Origin of the sequence: Pseudobacteriovorax antillogorgiicola (assembly GCF_900177345.1) — a bacterium.
Classification (GTDB): domain Bacteria; phylum Bdellovibrionota_B; class Oligoflexia; order Oligoflexales; family Oligoflexaceae; genus Pseudobacteriovorax; species Pseudobacteriovorax antillogorgiicola.
This window is the reverse complement of the sequence record NZ_FWZT01000047.1, coordinates 1-16462: the sequence shown is the minus strand read 5'-3', so window position 1 is coordinate 16462 and position 16462 is coordinate 1. Positions and strand designations below refer to the sequence as shown.

General features: G+C 42.7%; 17 protein-coding genes and 1 pseudogene. 12 read left to right on the top strand and 6 right to left on the bottom strand.

All coding sequences use genetic code 11. The annotated features are described in order from the left end of the window. Nucleotides 1–392 precede the first annotated feature (392 nt). The 7 genes and pseudogenes from B9N89_RS32045 to B9N89_RS30565 form a co-directional block, all read left to right on the top strand. Nucleotides 393–536 (top strand): annotated as a pseudogene (locus tag B9N89_RS32045) (transposase domain-containing protein); the annotation flags it as partial. A 4-nt stretch (nucleotides 537–540) separates the two neighbouring features. Then, nucleotides 541–708, top strand: a complete 168-nt coding sequence (locus tag B9N89_RS31640) for a hypothetical protein (protein WP_159455757.1) — start codon at nucleotides 541–543, stop codon at nucleotides 706–708. A gap of 571 nt (nucleotides 709–1279) precedes the next feature. Next, entirely contained in the window at nucleotides 1280–2122 is an 843-nt protein-coding gene (locus tag B9N89_RS30585) for a hypothetical protein (protein ID WP_132326282.1), read from the top strand. A 106-nt stretch (nucleotides 2123–2228) separates the two neighbouring features. Further along, nucleotides 2229–2978, top strand: coding sequence for a TIGR02147 family protein (locus B9N89_RS30580; protein ID WP_132326284.1), 750 nt, complete (start codon nucleotides 2229–2231; stop codon nucleotides 2976–2978). A gap of 592 nt (nucleotides 2979–3570) precedes the next feature. Then, nucleotides 3571–4905: a hypothetical protein gene (locus B9N89_RS30575; RefSeq protein ID WP_234996206.1), complete on the top strand. Its 1335-nt coding sequence runs from the start codon at nucleotides 3571–3573 to the stop codon at nucleotides 4903–4905. A gap of 48 nt (nucleotides 4906–4953) precedes the next feature. Continuing rightward, entirely contained in the window at nucleotides 4954–5643 is a 690-nt protein-coding gene (locus B9N89_RS30570; RefSeq protein WP_132326288.1) for a hypothetical protein, read from the top strand. A 51-nt stretch (nucleotides 5644–5694) separates the two neighbouring features. Beyond that, the gene (locus tag B9N89_RS30565; protein ID WP_132326290.1) at nucleotides 5695–8010 is read left to right on the top strand and encodes a hypothetical protein; all 2316 of its coding nucleotides are present in this window, start codon (nucleotides 5695–5697) and stop codon (nucleotides 8008–8010) included. A 343-nt stretch (nucleotides 8011–8353) separates the two neighbouring features. On the opposite strand, the gene B9N89_RS30560 is transcribed toward B9N89_RS30565, so the two are convergent. Together B9N89_RS30560 and B9N89_RS30555 are read right to left on the bottom strand one after the other, a co-directional pair. Beyond that, on the bottom strand, nucleotides 8354–8698 hold the full coding sequence (locus B9N89_RS30560) for a hypothetical protein (protein WP_132326292.1): 345 nt from the start codon (nucleotides 8696–8698) through the stop codon (nucleotides 8354–8356). Nucleotides 8699–9124: 426 nt separating this feature from the next. After that, on the bottom strand, nucleotides 9125–9658 hold the full coding sequence (locus B9N89_RS30555; protein ID WP_132326310.1) for a TetR/AcrR family transcriptional regulator: 534 nt from the start codon (nucleotides 9656–9658) through the stop codon (nucleotides 9125–9127). Nucleotides 9659–9857: 199 nt separating this feature from the next. Here B9N89_RS30555 and B9N89_RS30550 point away from each other — a divergent pair, with 199 nt between their 5' ends. The 4 genes from B9N89_RS30550 to B9N89_RS30535 all read left to right on the top strand — a co-directional run bounded on the left by B9N89_RS30550 (nucleotide 9858) and on the right by B9N89_RS30535 (nucleotide 12786). After that, complete coding sequence (locus B9N89_RS30550) at nucleotides 9858–10622, top strand: SDR family NAD(P)-dependent oxidoreductase (protein ID WP_132326294.1); 765 nt, start codon at nucleotides 9858–9860, stop codon at nucleotides 10620–10622. A gap of 55 nt (nucleotides 10623–10677) precedes the next feature. Continuing rightward, nucleotides 10678–11346 (top strand): cupin domain-containing protein, encoded by a 669-nt coding sequence (locus B9N89_RS30545; RefSeq protein ID WP_132326296.1) that lies wholly within the window; start codon nucleotides 10678–10680, stop codon nucleotides 11344–11346. A gap of 92 nt (nucleotides 11347–11438) precedes the next feature. Further along, nucleotides 11439–11834: a DUF2306 domain-containing protein gene (locus B9N89_RS30540; protein ID WP_132326298.1), complete on the top strand. Its 396-nt coding sequence runs from the start codon at nucleotides 11439–11441 to the stop codon at nucleotides 11832–11834. A gap of 295 nt (nucleotides 11835–12129) precedes the next feature. After that, entirely contained in the window at nucleotides 12130–12786 is a 657-nt protein-coding gene (locus B9N89_RS30535) for a mechanosensitive ion channel domain-containing protein (RefSeq protein ID WP_159455756.1), read from the top strand. 40 nt (nucleotides 12787–12826) lie between these two features. Here the strand turns inward: B9N89_RS30535 and B9N89_RS30530 are convergent, their stop codons facing one another. The 3 genes from B9N89_RS30530 to B9N89_RS30520 form a co-directional block, all read right to left on the bottom strand. After that, nucleotides 12827–13591 carry a sporulation protein gene (locus B9N89_RS30530; RefSeq protein WP_159455755.1) on the bottom strand — a complete coding sequence of 255 codons (765 nt, stop codon included), beginning with the start codon at nucleotides 13589–13591 and terminating at the stop codon, nucleotides 12827–12829. 139 nt (nucleotides 13592–13730) lie between these two features. Continuing rightward, a complete protein-coding gene (locus B9N89_RS30525) occupies nucleotides 13731–14111 on the bottom strand; it encodes a DUF3253 domain-containing protein (protein WP_132326304.1) in 381 nt (126 codons plus the stop codon). 21 nt (nucleotides 14112–14132) lie between these two features. Then, nucleotides 14133–15194 carry an NAD-dependent epimerase/dehydratase family protein gene (locus B9N89_RS30520; protein WP_159455754.1) on the bottom strand — a complete coding sequence of 354 codons (1062 nt, stop codon included), beginning with the start codon at nucleotides 15192–15194 and terminating at the stop codon, nucleotides 14133–14135. Between the two features lie 205 nt (nucleotides 15195–15399). Here B9N89_RS30520 and B9N89_RS30515 point away from each other — a divergent pair, with 205 nt between their 5' ends. Beyond that, nucleotides 15400–16242 (top strand): SDR family NAD(P)-dependent oxidoreductase, encoded by an 843-nt coding sequence (locus B9N89_RS30515; RefSeq protein ID WP_132326308.1) that lies wholly within the window; start codon nucleotides 15400–15402, stop codon nucleotides 16240–16242. A 56-nt stretch (nucleotides 16243–16298) separates the two neighbouring features. Here the strand turns inward: B9N89_RS30515 and B9N89_RS30510 are convergent, their stop codons facing one another. Beyond that, nucleotides 16299–16460, bottom strand: a complete 162-nt coding sequence (locus B9N89_RS30510; protein WP_207912417.1) for a zinc ribbon domain-containing protein — start codon at nucleotides 16458–16460, stop codon at nucleotides 16299–16301. Nucleotides 16461–16462: the final 2 nt, after the last annotated feature.

Sequence of the window (16462 nt, the reverse complement as noted above, 5' to 3'; positions counted from 1 at the left end):
TCTTGATTCTTTGTCATTTTGAGACCTTTCACTACCGCGCAAACATTATACTAATCTATCGGCAGATTTGTCTCACACTCCCCTGGCACATAGCGGGAGAAGTGCCTGACCTGCGCTGGTTATATCAATGGCTGACCTTCGTGTATACCATACTAAGGGACAGCTAGAATTGCACTTATTGCAAACAGACGGATCAGGAGCATCATCAATTACTTGAAATCGTGTAGCCAACATATCCATAGTTTGTTCTCTTTTCAGGTCATTATGGATATATTTTTTCCAACGTCAAGTGCGGAGTGTCATAACGCGGGGGTCAATTCTACGATTAGCGAGCACCTGCGCGATGGCGGGATAGAGGTTGATAAAACCGTGTCGAATCCATATTCAGAGACGTAAAGCTTGGGCTCAAGAACTATCTTTTTGTGATGTCAGATCTTGGTGGAGAGGCGATGGCAGGGCTCTACAGTTTGATTATGACCTGTGAGCTTCATGGTATCAATCCTCAGGACTACCTGGCTGATATTCTTGTCAGGCTCTCAAATGTCACGACTCAACATTTCGTCTAAAGATGAATATGTTGAACAAGAGTACCCTAGAGAGCTGCTGGTCAAAAAGCTAGGACTTGAGGGTAAGGTTTACTTTGATCAGCCTTTCGAAGTTTTTGACGATCATGCTCAAATTTATGAAATGGCCGCACTTTCTCCATGATCTTTGAAAACTTAATACTTTTTTAGGCTGGGATTTACCTGGTCGTGGCGAGGTGCGCCCTGAAATATTAATAGTCAGGGACGGACACCTTCAAGCTTGGAGATTCTTAAGGTTCGTAGGAAATGGCCTGAAATCAAGTTTTGCCAACCAATCTATGAGTGGGTCATCGAGGAGGCGATTCTAAGGGGAATGCTCGAAGCTCCTGGATTTGGAGATCCTTTAAAAAGAGCCTTGAATTTATAAGCGCAATGGATTGGGCAAGAGATGCCAAGCATCGATAGGCTTAAAGATGCAAAAGCAGATGAAGTTGAAATCAGGAATGGAACGAACTCCCGAAGGCAGATCTTTGAAGGTAAGGGTAAAGACTACGACAAAGTAAAAAGGGAACTTAAGTCTGAGAATCATATGTCACTTATACCTTGTCGGACCTAAGCTTCATTTTGTGCGAACTATAATGTTGCCAATTGGCAACATCCAATCGATTCGGCTATCTTTAAGAAGAAATCCCATGCTATTCGCTAATTTGGACCCAGCGGTTATGCTTAAAAATACTTTCACTAGGATTAAAGACATGAAAAAAATACTATTAACACTATCATTTTCTCTCTCCCCAATGCTACTTTCGAACACCCAAGATGACGGGCTGAGAAAACTTAATATTTCAAATAACACAGGAGTCGAAGATATCCTGAATAGGGAGAATGTTGCTCGAATCAATTCCCACCTAGAACACCTCAGTGCTTCAGTTGGCAACCATACTGGAAGTGGCGGAGGAGGAGAGGCACTCCCTGACTACGCGATTCCCATAAAAAATGACCGGTGCTTCGAGAAAGTAGCTCGTTTGGAGGAACCCAATTCTTTAAATACAATGGAGCCATCTCATGCGAGAGTTTTCCATTGCGAGCAAGAGTCGATAAAATACTACAAAATTCAAGAAAGTGAACCTGATATTGGCTATAGCTATACTGATAGAGGTTATAGTCTGGGAATAAAGAGATCAAAATTCACTTGGAATAATAGACCTACTCATCTAATAGAAATGACCCCCTATGCAGATAACCATATAGACATATACCTACAGGAGATAGAAAACTGCTCATTGGATCGACAAGATAGATCTTCACTTCTAAAGTCACTTGCTAGGATTGGTGTTGAAGAATATATAAATTCGTCTTTCCCAGAGGAAATTAAAGAAATCAGACTGTTTGATGAAGAGTATGAAAAGGAAAATATTGGGGTCGTATTTGTTAATAATATTTATAATAAAGTATATGCGTTGGATACTATAGTTACCTCGAAAAGGCCTAACTATAAGAAGTGCTTTCGAGCCCGAGCGAAGACAAGGGTACACGGGAATGGTGTAATAATTAGAACAATAAATGAAATTCTATCATCAGTTACCTCGAATAAATAGATCGAATTGGTTTAAGACAGATACAGAGGACTGTTTCTCTTCATAGAGAGGCAGTCCACTATCTATTAGCAGAGAAAAAAGAATACTTTCAAAAAAGAGGTTGATCATGACAGATAAGGCTGTTCAGGTTCTAGAGGACATTTTTAACGACAGGCTGACGAAACGAAACAAGTATTCTTTGAGAAAGTATGCTGAAGACTTAAACCTAAGTCCAAGCTTCCTGGGTCGTATATTGAAAGGCAAACGTAGACTTTCACTAGAAAAAGCATTTGAAATTGCCGATAGATTGGGGTTGGATAGTAAGAAACGAGAACTATTCTTCAACTATGTTAGATCTCCATCGGATACCTTTAAAAAAGATAATAGAATAGATCCTAAATACTTAACAGAAAATGCGTTTACAATAGTATCTGTTTGGTACCACTATGCTATTACTGAGCTAACTTACAAACCAGGCTTCGACAATACGATTGACCAGATAGCTGACAGCCTCGGAATATCTAAAGGTAATGCGAAAATGGCAGTCGACCGACTGCTTCGAGTTAAAATGCTTTCAAGGGATCAAAATGGTAGGCTAGTTAAAACTAATCAGAACTTTGCAACTAAGGATATACCTTCTGAGGCTTTAAGAAGTCGGCACAAACAAGTCTTAGAAAAAGCACATAGAGCAATCGATTCTCAGGACTTTGATGAAAGAATAAACACAGGTATGACGTTCTGTATCGATAAAAAGAAAATCCCTGAAGCTAGAAAAAAAATCTTCGATTTTGTTCAAGAAATGAGTGTTTTGATGGAAAATGGGGACAAAGATGAAGTTTATGAACTTTCTGTTTCCTTGTTTTCCCTCGAACAGTGATCTGCCTTTTAAGCTATTACTTTTTACTCTATAGAAGTTTATAAGTTCTTTGATCTATATACTCCATCAACAAACGACATTATGTCTTTTTCTTTCGAAAATAGTTTTCTGCCAACCCTGTAAACCATGTCTAATGACATCGCTCTTTCATCTCGCAAAACCCTAGATAAATAACCTGGGTCAATACTGAGATCCTTGGCGAACTTTCTTAAGGAATAGCTTGGGTTCTTTTTTCGACGTCTTTTTAACTCACTTACTAAAGTCTTTGAGCAGTAGCTAGTCATACCTTCCCTTATAAATTGTAAGAGAAAACCTTATACTAATTGATCGCATAGTTCTCGGAAAAAATATACAAGCTTGCCAGCTGGCTACATTTAGAACCTATTTTTTTATTGTTGCCAGTTGGCAAATATAGATCGTTTTTTGTTTTCCAAAATGTTTTGAAATTCTACCTTTGTTGTAAGAATAGAAGTTAACTTCTTTATTACAATAAAAAGGAGGTTTGTTTCAGTAATTCATACTCATCTTTTTCACGAATAGAACCTTAAATTAAAGCTATCATCAGAGGAAACAAATGAAACTTAGAAATCTTATGTCGAAGACTTTATTAGCAGCAGTTCCCCTTAGTCTTTCAGTATCTTGTTATGGCCAGTTAGGGGATCCTTCATACATTGATGACCCTTCATTTTTTATTAAAAACCCTCCAAGCCTTGGCGGAGGGTTTGACCACGAATCAAATAGATTTAGTGGCTCGTGCATGGACTTCAAACGCGATGAGAACAGACCTGTAACTGCAAACTTCGACTACAATTTCATCAAAGTTGATGAGGAATACTTTAACAGCCTGACTACTAATATTGAAGTTGACGCTAGATTTAAATACTGGTTTCTCAAAACTCATATCAATTTCAAAAGTGATTCTAGCTCATCAACTAGAATGAAGAAAAAATATATCTTAGTTGAATACCAGGTAGAAACACTTTACGACTCAATAGACGATACACAGTCTAGTTTTTATCCAGATGCCCTTCGTTTAATTTCTAATAATAATTTAGATCTTTTTCTAACAACATGCGGTGATCATTACGTTCGCTCAATTGGTAGGACGAAAACATACTTTGCTCTCTTGAGTTACGAAACAGAAAATACCAATAGGGATTCCACTTTTGAAGGCAAACTAGAGGCCAACTTATCTGGTCTATTTGCCCGAGGAAGGTTCACTGGGACAGTAGATAGGGAGCTTGAGCAGGAAGCTATTTCAAAAAGGCTTCAGATTAGAATTCAAGGAAGAGGTCTATCCCTAGATGAACTGAATCCTAACATTCTTCCTATGTCGTTGGAAGAGTTTCCAACAGCGATACGTACCACGATAGAAACAATGAAGGATCCAGATACAGGAATCATAACGAGAGTGGAAGTTGCTCCATGGACTTATAATACCAGGTTCATAGAAAGAGTTATAGAAGCAAACCCAGGAAATCCAGAGTTTGCTAATAGAACTCTAAACTTTATCAGAAATTCGGCCACGAAGGCGAAAGCCTTTAGAAGAGCAGAACTTGTACAGAACCTCGAATCTGAATTCATAAATTGTGTTGATGATTTCCAATTCTCAAAAGTTTTTAATCCTGACGACACCACTAAGTATATTAACCACCTTGACTTAAGCCAATCAGCTGAAAGTAAAGTACTTGATACCTTACTGACTTACGATAAGGTTGATAGTCTACAGTTAAAAATCGATGAGTTCGTCTACAGTGATCAAACTGGAGTCTCTCCTTGTTTGGAACATTTTAGTACTGATGCGAATCTTTGGGGAACTACTAATGTTCGCGAGTGTCGAGGGAGAAATGTCCGTATTCCAAATGAGATAATGACTCTATTCCCGGTTTTGGAAAGGTACTGCCCGATAGAGGTTAGCAACAACTAGATAGTTCCGTAATAGCATCTATTATCCAATAAAATATAGGAGATCTAAATGAAAGTTTTAAGCTGTTTTCTAGCAACCATATATTTGGTGGGTCCAGACATTTCATTGGCGTCATGCGTAGAGTATACTATTGCACCAAAAAAGGTTTTTCACGGTAGTCCAATAGGAACATTTAGTGTGAATATGGGAGAAAGCCTGCTTCGCACAACTGATGGACACTATCCCAATATGGGCTCTTTCTTTGCTGATGAGAACCATAGAGACCTTTCAATTTATGTTGCTGCTTGGCAAACTAACAATAAAAATGGGAGCTCTTTTTACCTTCATGAATACGGTAAAACGGGCAAACCAACTCTGAAGGTAATGCGTTGCAATGATGCCGATGAATTGATGGTGGATCTCGAAAGCTATGTATCTAATAAGTATAATGAAAATTTAGATATTAGTTATACCTTCCTACCTCAAATCTATACAGCAAATCGTTTCTGTATGGAAAGAGGAAATAGATATGATGGAATTATCATTGACCAAGATGCTGTAGCTGGGCAAAGGGAGATGGTAATCTGTCAAATTCAAAAGAACTTCAGGTATGTGACTAAGGAGAAGTTTGACATCTATAGACATGGTGACAACGTATGTGTTCAAAACAATCTTGGACAACTAGTGTTTGCTTTCCATAAAAATCTAGGAGAAGGGTTTACAAGTGACCCAACTACGATAAATTCCAATTGTATCTAAAAGCCCAAATGGTAGTGCTCTGCACTACCTCATATTTCTAGGAGGAACCTAATGAAATTAACCAATAAGATACTATTGACTAGCACAATCTTAAGTTGTGGCATTATTTCATCTTGTTCATCAGAAGATGAACATTCTAAATCAAATATTCTATCAGTTAAAGAAGTTTCTAAGTCGGAACTAATGAAGATAAAGAAACATAATCTTACGATAGGTCAAGGATATTCAGGACAGATTGATAATCCCTTTCCAAGTTGTTTTAAGATTTCTCCCGAGATCAAGCGAACTGCTGATTTACTCACAGATGCAGCGATTCTTGATCAAAAAAAATACGATACTATTTTATCTGATTTGGACGCCGATCAGGATCTAAAAGGATTTCTAAGAGACAAGGTGAAGATAGATCCGAATACTGGAAAATTAGATTCAAGTACTGGACTGGTGCTATTGCAGCTTGAGATTGCAATAGATGAGAGTTCCGAAAATATAAATCAAGTAGATGTTTTAGAAAACTATGAGGCAAAACTTGCAGCTGGTAACTATTTTGGTTTCACACAATCATGTGGAAGTTACTTTATTACTAGTCTAAGAAAAAAGACGAAGTTCTACTCCTTGTTGGAGTTTGATAACAAAATAAGTGGAAACGAGTCATTTGCTAACGATCTAATTGCCTATTCAACGAATTTTGGAACTAGCGTATCACTACCTTCACAGATGGCTGAAAAAATAAACGATCGATCTCTTCGGATAGAGGTGTTTAGTTCAGGTATCGATAGAAATGATCTTGGGTCAACATTGGTTCCTCAAACTTTTGATGAACTTCGATATACTTATAAGCAATTTACTGATGTGGCTGATAAGAGCTTTTCTCATGGGGATGTAGACAGTGTATACGTTCTCCCATGGCCTTTGGCAAAGAGTTTTTATGATAGAATAGATCTTACATCTATACAGTTACTAAATTATCAAAGAAATAGCGACTTTTTGTTAAACCAGGTTAAGATGTTTGATGAAAAGTATACAGATTTAAGAACCCTAGATTCCCTTAATTCTTTTTATGAACAGCTAGAACATGAATACCCTTTTCCAGAATTTCATATTACTCTGTACAGCCAAATCAATGGCGTACTAGACACTACTTGGGAGCATCTTAAAAAGGGTATCTTTAGTGACGAAAATGGTACTTTTGAGGGACAGCTAGATGTTCATCGAGAGTTGTTAAGTAGCTGCTTATCTCGTGTGAATGGGCCAAACTACTTTGGACAAATCGTTTCTTCTACACCCTGTAGTGCTCTTCGACAAATTCGGGCCTTTGGTGAATTAAAGAAAAGAATCAGTGCATACGAGGCAGGGAAATATAGAGTTAGCCCTATAAGATCTTTTTCTGAAGTTGTGAATTTTCCAAACACTAATACTAAACTTCATGCAGCAGCGCAATTGAGTGATCAGGGTTTTATAGTAGCTGGTGGTGTTGACTACTCTTCAGGTTTATTAATTCGACTTGATCAAGTTGGAAATGAAATATGGAAGAAAACATATCCCGAGATTAACACCTATAGATTCGGATTCGAAGATGTTATTTCTACCAACGATGGAGGATTTTTAACTATTTCTACTTCTCGAGATGATCAGTTTTTCAATACAGCTCTTTTGCAAAAATATCGTTCTGATGGCGAAATTGTTTGGAAGAAGTCTTATAGAGACTTACTCTTTAGACGTATCGTATCGACAGAAAATGGCTATGGAGTAATGGCTTCCAACTCAAACGGTTGGACAAGGCTCGTGATACTTGATCAAAACGGAGTTTTCTTGAGAGAAATCCAGCCTTTTCCACGTGTACTATCATACTTTCTTATGGGTGAATATGAAGGGGACTTTATTTTAAAAGGGGTAAATGCCAACGGAAATCATGCAATTGTTAGAGTTGATGTCTTCGGTAATATAAAATGGGAAAGAGAAGTAGAAACTTATAACCCCTATACCATCTCGGTAAATTCTGTTGGGCAAATCTTAGTAGCTGGTGGCGCAAGGGACTTCGAAACATTTAAGACACATCCCTTTATTGAAATGCTTGATGGTAACGGAAAACGATTATGGATCAAAGAGCTTGATGGTGAGGGAGAAGTTGATGAAAGTTGGATCGACCAAAATGACACCTATTACGCTTGGGTTAGGAAGAGCTGGAGTGATTGTGGTCGAATTGATAGCTTTGGTATTAATGGAGAGCCTAAGTGGTCTGAAGTTTGTGAAGGGGAAGAGGTTAAGGACAAAATATTCTCTGAATCTAAGCAGTCTATCACTATTGGAAATAGGAAGGTGAATAATACCTGGGAAGGTCTAATTAAAATGGAAGTACAGAGCTGGTAAAGGTAAAATTTACAACACCCCTTTCTTGATGAAATATTTGTACTTTTAATGAGTTTTCTTGGCCCATTAGAAACTGACGAAGCATTTTCACCACAGAATCACTACCACCAGTAGAACTGGTGGTATGGGTAACGGGCTTAGCCCTCTCTAAAACAAACCATGCTCGTCACACCTCTTATCTTCATATTCTTGATGTTTGACGCATGCCCGGATCATTTTCTCATCGAGTCCTACAGTGCTCACACATTTGAGTGTTGTTCGATTGCCTTTAGATATACGCTCAGCTTTCATTGGAAGAATTTATGATTGAAGAGATTGACAAATTTTACCAAGATACTTCTCCTCAACAATGCCCAGACTCGGTATTTGATGCAAATTCTGAACAGGCCTTCTGTTTGTAAACCCCAACAAATCTATATCCGACACCAGCTTCCTTTCGAAAGGAGATCCAGTGAGTGACACCCTTTTTCGTTTTGACCCAGTCACCCTTCTGCTGGGATTGGAAGAGCTGAAAGTCATCTTTATCCAGATAGGTGGTGGCCTCATTGTGGAACATGAATTGCCACTTTTCGCCCTGTTGCGGGTATTTAAAGCCAAAGGAATCAAGAATGTGCTTAAAGGAGAATATCTCATCGTTTTGACCTTTTGACTCTTCATTTGCTTCTGGTGTCAGTTCCTTAGCTCCCATGGATACTCCTTTCGAAAATTGCTAAACATTACAACAATAGCCTTGGGTCAGGGAAGGGCGCGGTAGTTAAATCACGATTCAGATCAATTAACCCCGTCTCCCTTCAATGCCCGTTACAACCCACGCGCCGTTTTCCGGCATGAGGCGTTACCCAGAGAATTCGCCGTTAAGGTTTATGGGACTGCTGCTCAGCCTCTGCATCCATTATCGCCGCGATCACCCTAACCTTCCCACCACATTGGGGGCAAGTGGAAAGAGATCTATACCATTTTTCAAGTAGCCCATTGTCGTGAACGAGACGGCAATTACATAACTCAGGGCCTCGGATCTTTATCGAAAATAGACATCTTTGCATCTCATTGCGTTACAGACCATAGTACGAGAAACTGTATCTGACATCTGACCCGAAAATTTCCGAGAACATCCCTAAGCAAGAATATCATCGAAGATGGAAACTTCATCAAACACACGAGCTAAAATCATCCCACCTTCAAGCAAGGCAATCTCTCGCAACGCTCTTTTTTTAGCAATGACCTCTGACATATCCTCGGCTACCTGAAATGCCTCCGTTAGCCAAAGCATATTCTCTTCAAAGAACTTCTTGGTTTCGTCCACAACTTGAGGTGGTAGGCTGGCGATCTCTGCCCCAAGCAAACCGCACAGGCACATTTTCTTTTCCTGAGCTAAAGAGTTTCTAAATGCTTGTTGGTAGTGTTTGATTGGATTCTCATGGGAATCCATAAGTGCCTTGGGGCTGCCCAGTTTTTTGAGGAAGTCGATGCGATACTTTTCCGCAATAGCAGCTCCAAGATCAGCTTTGGTGCTAAAGTGGTAATGAACACTAGCACTTTTGATACCGATCTCCTTAGCGATCTCTCTAAAGCTAAAGTAATCGTATCCCCCGATCCGAACCCGACTCTCTGCGATTTCTAGGATTTGATCTCTGACGCTTGGCTGCACGGCTCCCCCTCCTTTCAACCTCTTATCTATCAATCGGTAGATACGCTCAACAATTATCTTTTTCACCAAGTAATATTAGTATATTACAAACCTACCACCTGATAGGTATTGACAAGCGCAAGACTTAGCTTTAGATTCCAACCTACCAACCGATAGATAGGTTGGAAGAACGTAGAAATCGATAACTTGGAGAAATGTTATGACACAGCAAGTAGCTCTAATCGTTGGTGGATCAAGTGGCATGGGAAAAGAAACAGCCTTTAGGCTTGTCGCCAAAGGCTTAACCACTATTATTCTGGCTCACGATCCGCAAGGCCTCGAAGAAGCAAAAGCAGAATTGGAGACACAAGGCCCTGGAAGAGTTGAGACTGCCCAAGTCGACCTCTATGACTCTCAACAGGTTACGGACTTTATCAATCAACTTGAGAAAGAAGAGCGGCACCTAAAATATCTTGTGAATGCAGCTGGCTTCTTTAAGCCTATCAGCTTCTTAGAGCACACAGAAGAGGACTACGATGCCCAGCTCGATATGAATAAGGCATTTTTCTTCATAACCCAGGCCGTTGTAAAAAACATGAAGAAGCATCACGGAGGCTCTATCGTAAACATTGGATCGATGTGGGCCCATCAAGCGGTGAAAGCCACTCCATCCTCGGCTTACTCAATGCAAAAGGCTGGCCTGCATTCACTCACAAAGAACCTTGCCGTGGAGCTTGGAGAGTTCAACATTAGAGTCAACAGCGTAGCGCCTGCAGTAGTAGTGTCCCCGATCTACAAGGCTTTTATCGAGGAAGACAAGATTGAGGAATCGCTCAGTGGCTTTCAGAGCTTACATCCTTTAGGGCGATTGGGACGACCAAAGGATATCGCCGATGGGATCGATTTTCTTCTATCAGATAAGGCTGACTGGATTACAGGCACTATTTTGAACGTTGATGGTGGTGTCATGGCGGGTCATAGTTAGTTTAAATCTGTCCCCCTCTCTAAAATTTGAGGGGGCTTGTGGAATGGAGTAAATCATGTTCACACCGTTAAATATGAATTTCGAAAAAAATGTTGTGGTGCGCAGTCACGAACAGACACCCATAGCCTCACCAGCGAAAGATGTCATGCGAATCCCCCTTGAGCGAGCCGAAACAGAGTCGGGACATGTGACTTCAATTGTTGAGTACAAGCCCGGTGCTTCGTTTAAACCACATCGGCACCCAAAGGGTGAGGAGATTTTTGTCCTATCCGGAGTATTCTCCGATGAGAATGGCGACTACCCCGCAGGGACTTACATCAGAAATCCCCCAGGATCGAGTCACGCTCCCTTTAGCACGGAAGGTTGTACTATCTTCGTTAAGCTCAACCAGTTCGATAAGAACGATGATAAGAAGGTAGTGCTCAATACATCGGTCGAGCCTTGGTTACCCGGGCAAGGAAATCTAGAAGTTATGCCACTACACCATTTTGCCGGCAAAAATACAGCATTGGTCAAGTGGCCTCAGGGAGAACGGTTCGTCCCTCACAGGCACTATGGTGGCGAGGAGATCTTGGTCCTGTCAGGAACCTTTCGAGATGAGTGGGGCGTTTACCCCACAGGTACTTGGCTTAGAAACGGCCACCTTTCTACCCACCATCCGTGGGTCGAAGAAGAAACAGTTATTCTTGTTAAAACAGGGCACTTGGCCCATGACGTATCTTGATCCCGTTGCCGGTTTAGTTCGCAGATATATCCGGGAAGTGCAATATTTTACAGAGCGGCCTGTCTCCCAGCTAGAAAAACCTGGGGGATTACATGACCTATCAAACACTAAGCTACCTACACCTTCTAACCGTCGTGCCATCTGCCATTATTGGAGCTTATCTGTTTCTAGGGAGTAAGGGGACAGCATTCCACAAGCAGATTGGTAAAGTTTATATGGCCCTCATGTTTCTTACTGGCATAGTCACCCTATTCATGGAAGCTAGTATAGGCCCGAAATTAATGAATCACTTTGGCTACCTCCACCTCTTTTCACTCCTAACAATGTACTCGGTGCCCACAGCAATCATCTCAGCACGGAGAGGCGACATTACGGCTCATAAAAGAAGCATGATATACCTGTACTTGGGTGGCATCGCCATCGCTGGAAGTTTTGCTTTTGGACCGGGACGCTTTCTGAGCTCCGTGCTCCCCAAGTTTATACCATGAGGTCAGCAACTTGGTTATGAGCGCCCCTGAACTCAGTTGACTGAGATCTTGGCTAGATTAAACGCCACTTCGATGCTTTAATAGGGAATTTTAAGCACGTATCGAAGGGACCAGAACGAGCATGATTTTAGAGCCTCAAGAAAGCAAAATACTTTGGAATGCGATTATTACGATAAGTCTCATCTTATCGTTGGTATTCTCTAGGTCTCTCCTAAACAAATACATCAAAAACCTAAAACAGTATCCAGTAGAGGATCGAAGGCGGTGGATTACAAGAATCAGAAACTTCACTCTCATGCTCATACTGTTGGGTTCGATTACAATCTGGTCTAACGAGCTGCAAACTGCTGCCGTCACTCTGCTTGCTATTGCAGCCGCTCTGGTGATCGCTACAAAAGAATTGATTCTCTGTATCATGGGTTCTCTTTGGCGATTTTCAACGAAGGCTTACGATGTTGGTGACCGTATTGAAGTCGGAGCTTTTAGAGGAGATGTTTTTCAGTACAACATGTTTAGTACGAAGCTTTATGAAATTGGCCCAGGAAAAGATCATCATCAGTTTACAGGACGGATGATCGAATTACCGAACAGTCTTCTCCTGAATACACCGGTCATCAATGAAAGCAAAACAGGACCGTACGTTCTCCACGTATTTCGCGTACCATTTAGGAAGTCTGAAGATTGGAAAGGTGCAGCGAAGCTTATATTAGGCATGGCGATCGAGGAATGTAGTGAGTACATAGAAGAGGCAAAGAGACAGTTTCAGCGGAACTCCAGCAAACATGTGATCGAATCACCGAACGTTGAGCCTCGCCTTCACTATTCCTTTTCTTCATCTGACCAAGTCGATTTAGTGATCAGAATTCCGGTGCCTTCGAAACAAAAAGGCCGATTAGAGCAGGCGATTATCCAAAGGTATATTGATGCTGGCGAGACAAGGGAACCAAAGTGAATGGGCTGCAACCACCGGCAACCCATCTAGTCTGGAACCTTTAACGGAGATGAAGCTCGATTACGGACTCCCAATCCTCTTGCTCCCAGTCATCGTTATAGTCGATAGTAAAACCACGAATCTCGTCGACACTGGAGTAAGCAAGCCTTGCCAGCCCGCGAGTTTTTTTATCCATCTCAAGGACCACATCCATGCTGCCGTCACGACACACGAAAGTCAGCTCCAATTCACTCATATAGCGGCTCAATGAGGGTGGTGGATAGAATTCAATCTCTTGGTAGAACGGTAGCCTCTGCCCTGGGATATGGCCAAATTCCAAATCTGACTTAAACAGTCGAAAGCCCAACTCATCCATAGCTTTAAGAATTCTCTCTTGCAAAGCATTGGGACTGACACGTATAGGGTCACGGTCTCTCGGATCAATAGCCGCAGCGATATCTAGGCTCGTATGAAGCTCGATAGGGATCGGGAGGTCGTGACCATCGATAGAGTTAATCGGTGTGTCAATGGGAAGGGTAAAACTGAATGGAATCGCAACAAAGGCGCCAGCATCTACTGTCATTGCCTCGCTGATCGCTATTCTTGCAATCAGAGCGTGATCATGAGGCTCGCCGTCACGGCTTTCATCCTGGGCTACCGTCACTAAGTCAAAACTAATGCGATCGATGTCTTGCGCCACATCACCGCCCTGAATGCGTACTTCACCTTCCACCTGAGTGCCAGGATACAGTTCATCATGATTTAACACTGTATCAACTTTGGCATTGCCAATGCCCATACTTGCCAGCAGCTTTCTGATCGCCATAGATCCCTCCTGTTTGTTAGTAAGCCCCGCAGGGTAACCAGGGGAGATTAAGAAACTGTTAAGCTTGTGACCCATGGTCCGAGAGCGCACACCAATGCTGGCATATTCCAAACTTGCTGCTACCCCGCAAGGTTCTGGCTCAAGCTTTCCACCTTAGCCTAATTGGCCCACGAAATCGTGTTGGCTCTACCGGGTGGTTGGCCTGCAAAATCTCGATCTTGTCCGCGTGAGCCAATCGCCTCGCTGCTTGACGCACCCGTTCCATCATGGGCCGCCAGTCACCATCGCTTATTTTCATCGCAACCTCGGAAGGGCAAAGGCTACCTTGGGAGCGTTGCCAACGGATCTGGGCCAAATCGAGCATGGCATCTTCAATTTCCAAGTCGATACTGGTGATCTTCTGTCGCCGGCAACGTTCGCTACAATAGCGAACTGCATGCCAATCTCTCAGCCACTTAGCGCGCTTGGAGAATTTTAGGCCACAGACGACGCAAATTTTATAGTCTGGCTGTTCATTCATCTCGGGCTCCTTCGACGCTTGTTACCAAGGACGACGATGGTTGATGACATTCCACTTATCAGGGTTTTCATACTTGAACTTCACAATTTCAGGAAGCTCTTTTCGCAAGCTATGTTTCGGCTCCCAGCCTAGGTATTTCTTGCTAAGAGAAATATCCAGTTCAAAGTGTTCACCAGCGAATGGAATCATCCAGGGCTGGATAAATCTACGCTTGCCAAGCAGTTCAAAAACCATTGATAGAACCCAGGCACCCCATCGTGTGAGCCACTTAGGCATTTGCCAAATCTTAATTCCACGACCGCGAAACTGTTGACTCACTTGCTCACTGATGAAGCCATAGGAAACCGCTTCCGGCTCTCCAATGAGTAGCCTTAGTCGTTCGCCAACCTGAATCTTTGCATCAATGGCAGCTTCGAATGCCGCAACTGTATCGTCCACATGCACATAGGTAAGCCCATGATTCACAGGACCCGGATAGAAAAACTTCTCTGGGCTACTGCTTGCCATAAGTTCTATTTGATGAAACAACGGAACTAGCTCACCATAGTCAGAGTAGACCGCGGCAAGGACTAGCTGGACGATAGATTGCTGCATGGGGTGTTGATCCAAGGTCTTTTCAGCAGCCACCTTCGACCGAGGGTACTGCCAGAGAGCTAACTTTTCACCGAACGGCTGAATCTTCCGTCCAGGTTCAGTGGGAGCGATGGCAGACATGGATGACGCGTAGATAAACCTTGCTGAAGCAGGAGCCACCTTCGCGAAACTGTCTAAAAGATGAGGCAAAGCCTGATTCAGCCCTTCGTAGGATGGGTTAGGCTTATTACTGAAGTCATAATATGCTGCAAGATGAATAAAGGCTGTGATCTGAGAACCAAGCTCTTCCATTCGGTGGATCAAGAGGTTTCTCTCCCCAGGTACTTCTAAATCAACTTGTAGAACCTCTTCAAGCTCGTTTAGCCCCTGGAACGGCTTTTTATCCACTGAGATCAGCTTGTACCTGCCTTCGAGATAGCTTCGTAGGGCCGACCCAATAAACCCAGCAGCTCCGGTAATAACGACAATAGGTAAATCAGATGAACTCAAAAATTTGCTCCTGATACGTTAAACGGGTTCAAATCGACTACGAGCCTAGAAAGGCCGCCGCCCGTCCTTCTATCGGCATGGTTTCAGGACGAATCGAACTGTGCCATGCAGCAAAAGGTTGCCGCTCTTGGCATAAAGCAGCAACGACAAAAAACTTGGCGCGAGCACCCTATAAACTTTACACTTAGGGAAGGGAGACACAATAATGAATCACAATCAAAGCGAAACGATCCTCATTACTGGTGCATCGAGGGGCATCGGCAAAGCGACTGCTGAGCTTCTAGCCGAGCAAGGCTATAAGATCATTGCAGCAGCACGTTCCGAGCTTCAGCTCAATGCTCTCTGCCAATCGCTGCGCTCAGCCGGCTTCGACGCCAGCTACCGCCTGCTCGATATGAGTCAGACCGATAGCATCGAGGGCTGCATTGCCAGCCTAGAGAACGAAAAGATTAAAATCGATCATCTCGTACTCAATGCTGGCTACTCCTCTGGCGAACCTGCCTTGGAACTTGATGAGGCTAAGCGGCGCCATGAATTCGATGTGAACTATCATGGCCCCATCCAATTGATAAAAGGTCTGCTTCCTATACTCCAAAAGAATTCTGGCTTCTCGATCACCGTAGTTTCATCTGTATCTGCAAAGATTCCTTTTCCAGGAAACTCAAACTACGCCGCATCAAAAGCCGCCTTCCTTCATGCCTTAAGAAGCATCAAAATCGAAGAAAGAAACCTTAGCAAGCACCTTCGGCTCGTGATTCCCGGACTCACCAAAACCAGTATGAGCGAGGAGTTCCAGGCGCCTTGGTTACCAGCCAGCAGCCCAGACACCATTGCTCAAGCGATCTATTCATGTATTCGATGGAACAATAGAGTTGCGATTCCCGGGCTTCATAATCGTGCATTATTGGCCCTCGATCGACTCTCGCCTACGATTATAGATACTTTGGTCGCACTTATGAGCCGCAAGCCTGTGGAGTCAGACCTTGCTCAGAGTGACAGCGAGCAAAGTCTGCCGCGAAGAATTTTACGCTTTAGATTTGGTTCTTGACGTCCTCCCGCCACTAAACCGCTGATGCGGCTATAGTGCGGGATTCCTGGGCCACTTCAGGACACCAGCGATTCACGCCCGAATCGGAGAATGTTCAGTGCAGCATTTACATCACGATCATGGAGCGCTCCACAACTGCTGCACACCCACTCTCTCACCCCAAGATCTTTCACACCTTTCGGTGCGCTATCTGGAATCTCTTCACAGCTAGAACAGATTT

What these genes read in the sequence shown, in the direction of transcription:
- B9N89_RS30515 (WP_132326308.1), top strand. Translation starts at nt 15,400, where the DNA reads ATGAATCACAATCAAAGCGAAACGATCCTCATTACTGGTGCATCGAGG.
- B9N89_RS30575 (WP_234996206.1), top strand. Translation starts at nt 3,571, where the DNA reads ATGTCGAAGACTTTATTAGCAGCAGTTCCCCTTAGTCTTTCAGTATCT.
- B9N89_RS31640 (WP_159455757.1), top strand. Translation starts at nt 541, where the DNA reads ATGTCACGACTCAACATTTCGTCTAAAGATGAATATGTTGAACAAGAG.
- B9N89_RS30550 (WP_132326294.1), top strand. Translation starts at nt 9,858, where the DNA reads ATGACACAGCAAGTAGCTCTAATCGTTGGTGGATCAAGTGGCATGGGA.
- B9N89_RS30540 (WP_132326298.1), top strand. Translation starts at nt 11,439, where the DNA reads ATGACCTATCAAACACTAAGCTACCTACACCTTCTAACCGTCGTGCCA.
- B9N89_RS30525 (WP_132326304.1), bottom strand. Translation starts at nt 14,111, where the DNA reads ATGAATGAACAGCCAGACTATAAAATTTGCGTCGTCTGTGGCCTAAAA.
- B9N89_RS30570 (WP_132326288.1), top strand. Translation starts at nt 4,954, where the DNA reads ATGAAAGTTTTAAGCTGTTTTCTAGCAACCATATATTTGGTGGGTCCA.
- B9N89_RS30530 (WP_159455755.1), bottom strand. Translation starts at nt 13,591, where the DNA reads ATGGCGATCAGAAAGCTGCTGGCAAGTATGGGCATTGGCAATGCCAAA.
- B9N89_RS30585 (WP_132326282.1), top strand. Translation starts at nt 1,280, where the DNA reads ATGAAAAAAATACTATTAACACTATCATTTTCTCTCTCCCCAATGCTA.
- B9N89_RS30545 (WP_132326296.1), top strand. Translation starts at nt 10,678, where the DNA reads ATGTTCACACCGTTAAATATGAATTTCGAAAAAAATGTTGTGGTGCGC.
- B9N89_RS30560 (WP_132326292.1), bottom strand. Translation starts at nt 8,698, where the DNA reads ATGGGAGCTAAGGAACTGACACCAGAAGCAAATGAAGAGTCAAAAGGT.
- B9N89_RS30535 (WP_159455756.1), top strand. Translation starts at nt 12,130, where the DNA reads ATGCTCATACTGTTGGGTTCGATTACAATCTGGTCTAACGAGCTGCAA.
- B9N89_RS30580 (WP_132326284.1), top strand. Translation starts at nt 2,229, where the DNA reads ATGACAGATAAGGCTGTTCAGGTTCTAGAGGACATTTTTAACGACAGG.
- B9N89_RS30565 (WP_132326290.1), top strand. Translation starts at nt 5,695, where the DNA reads ATGAAATTAACCAATAAGATACTATTGACTAGCACAATCTTAAGTTGT.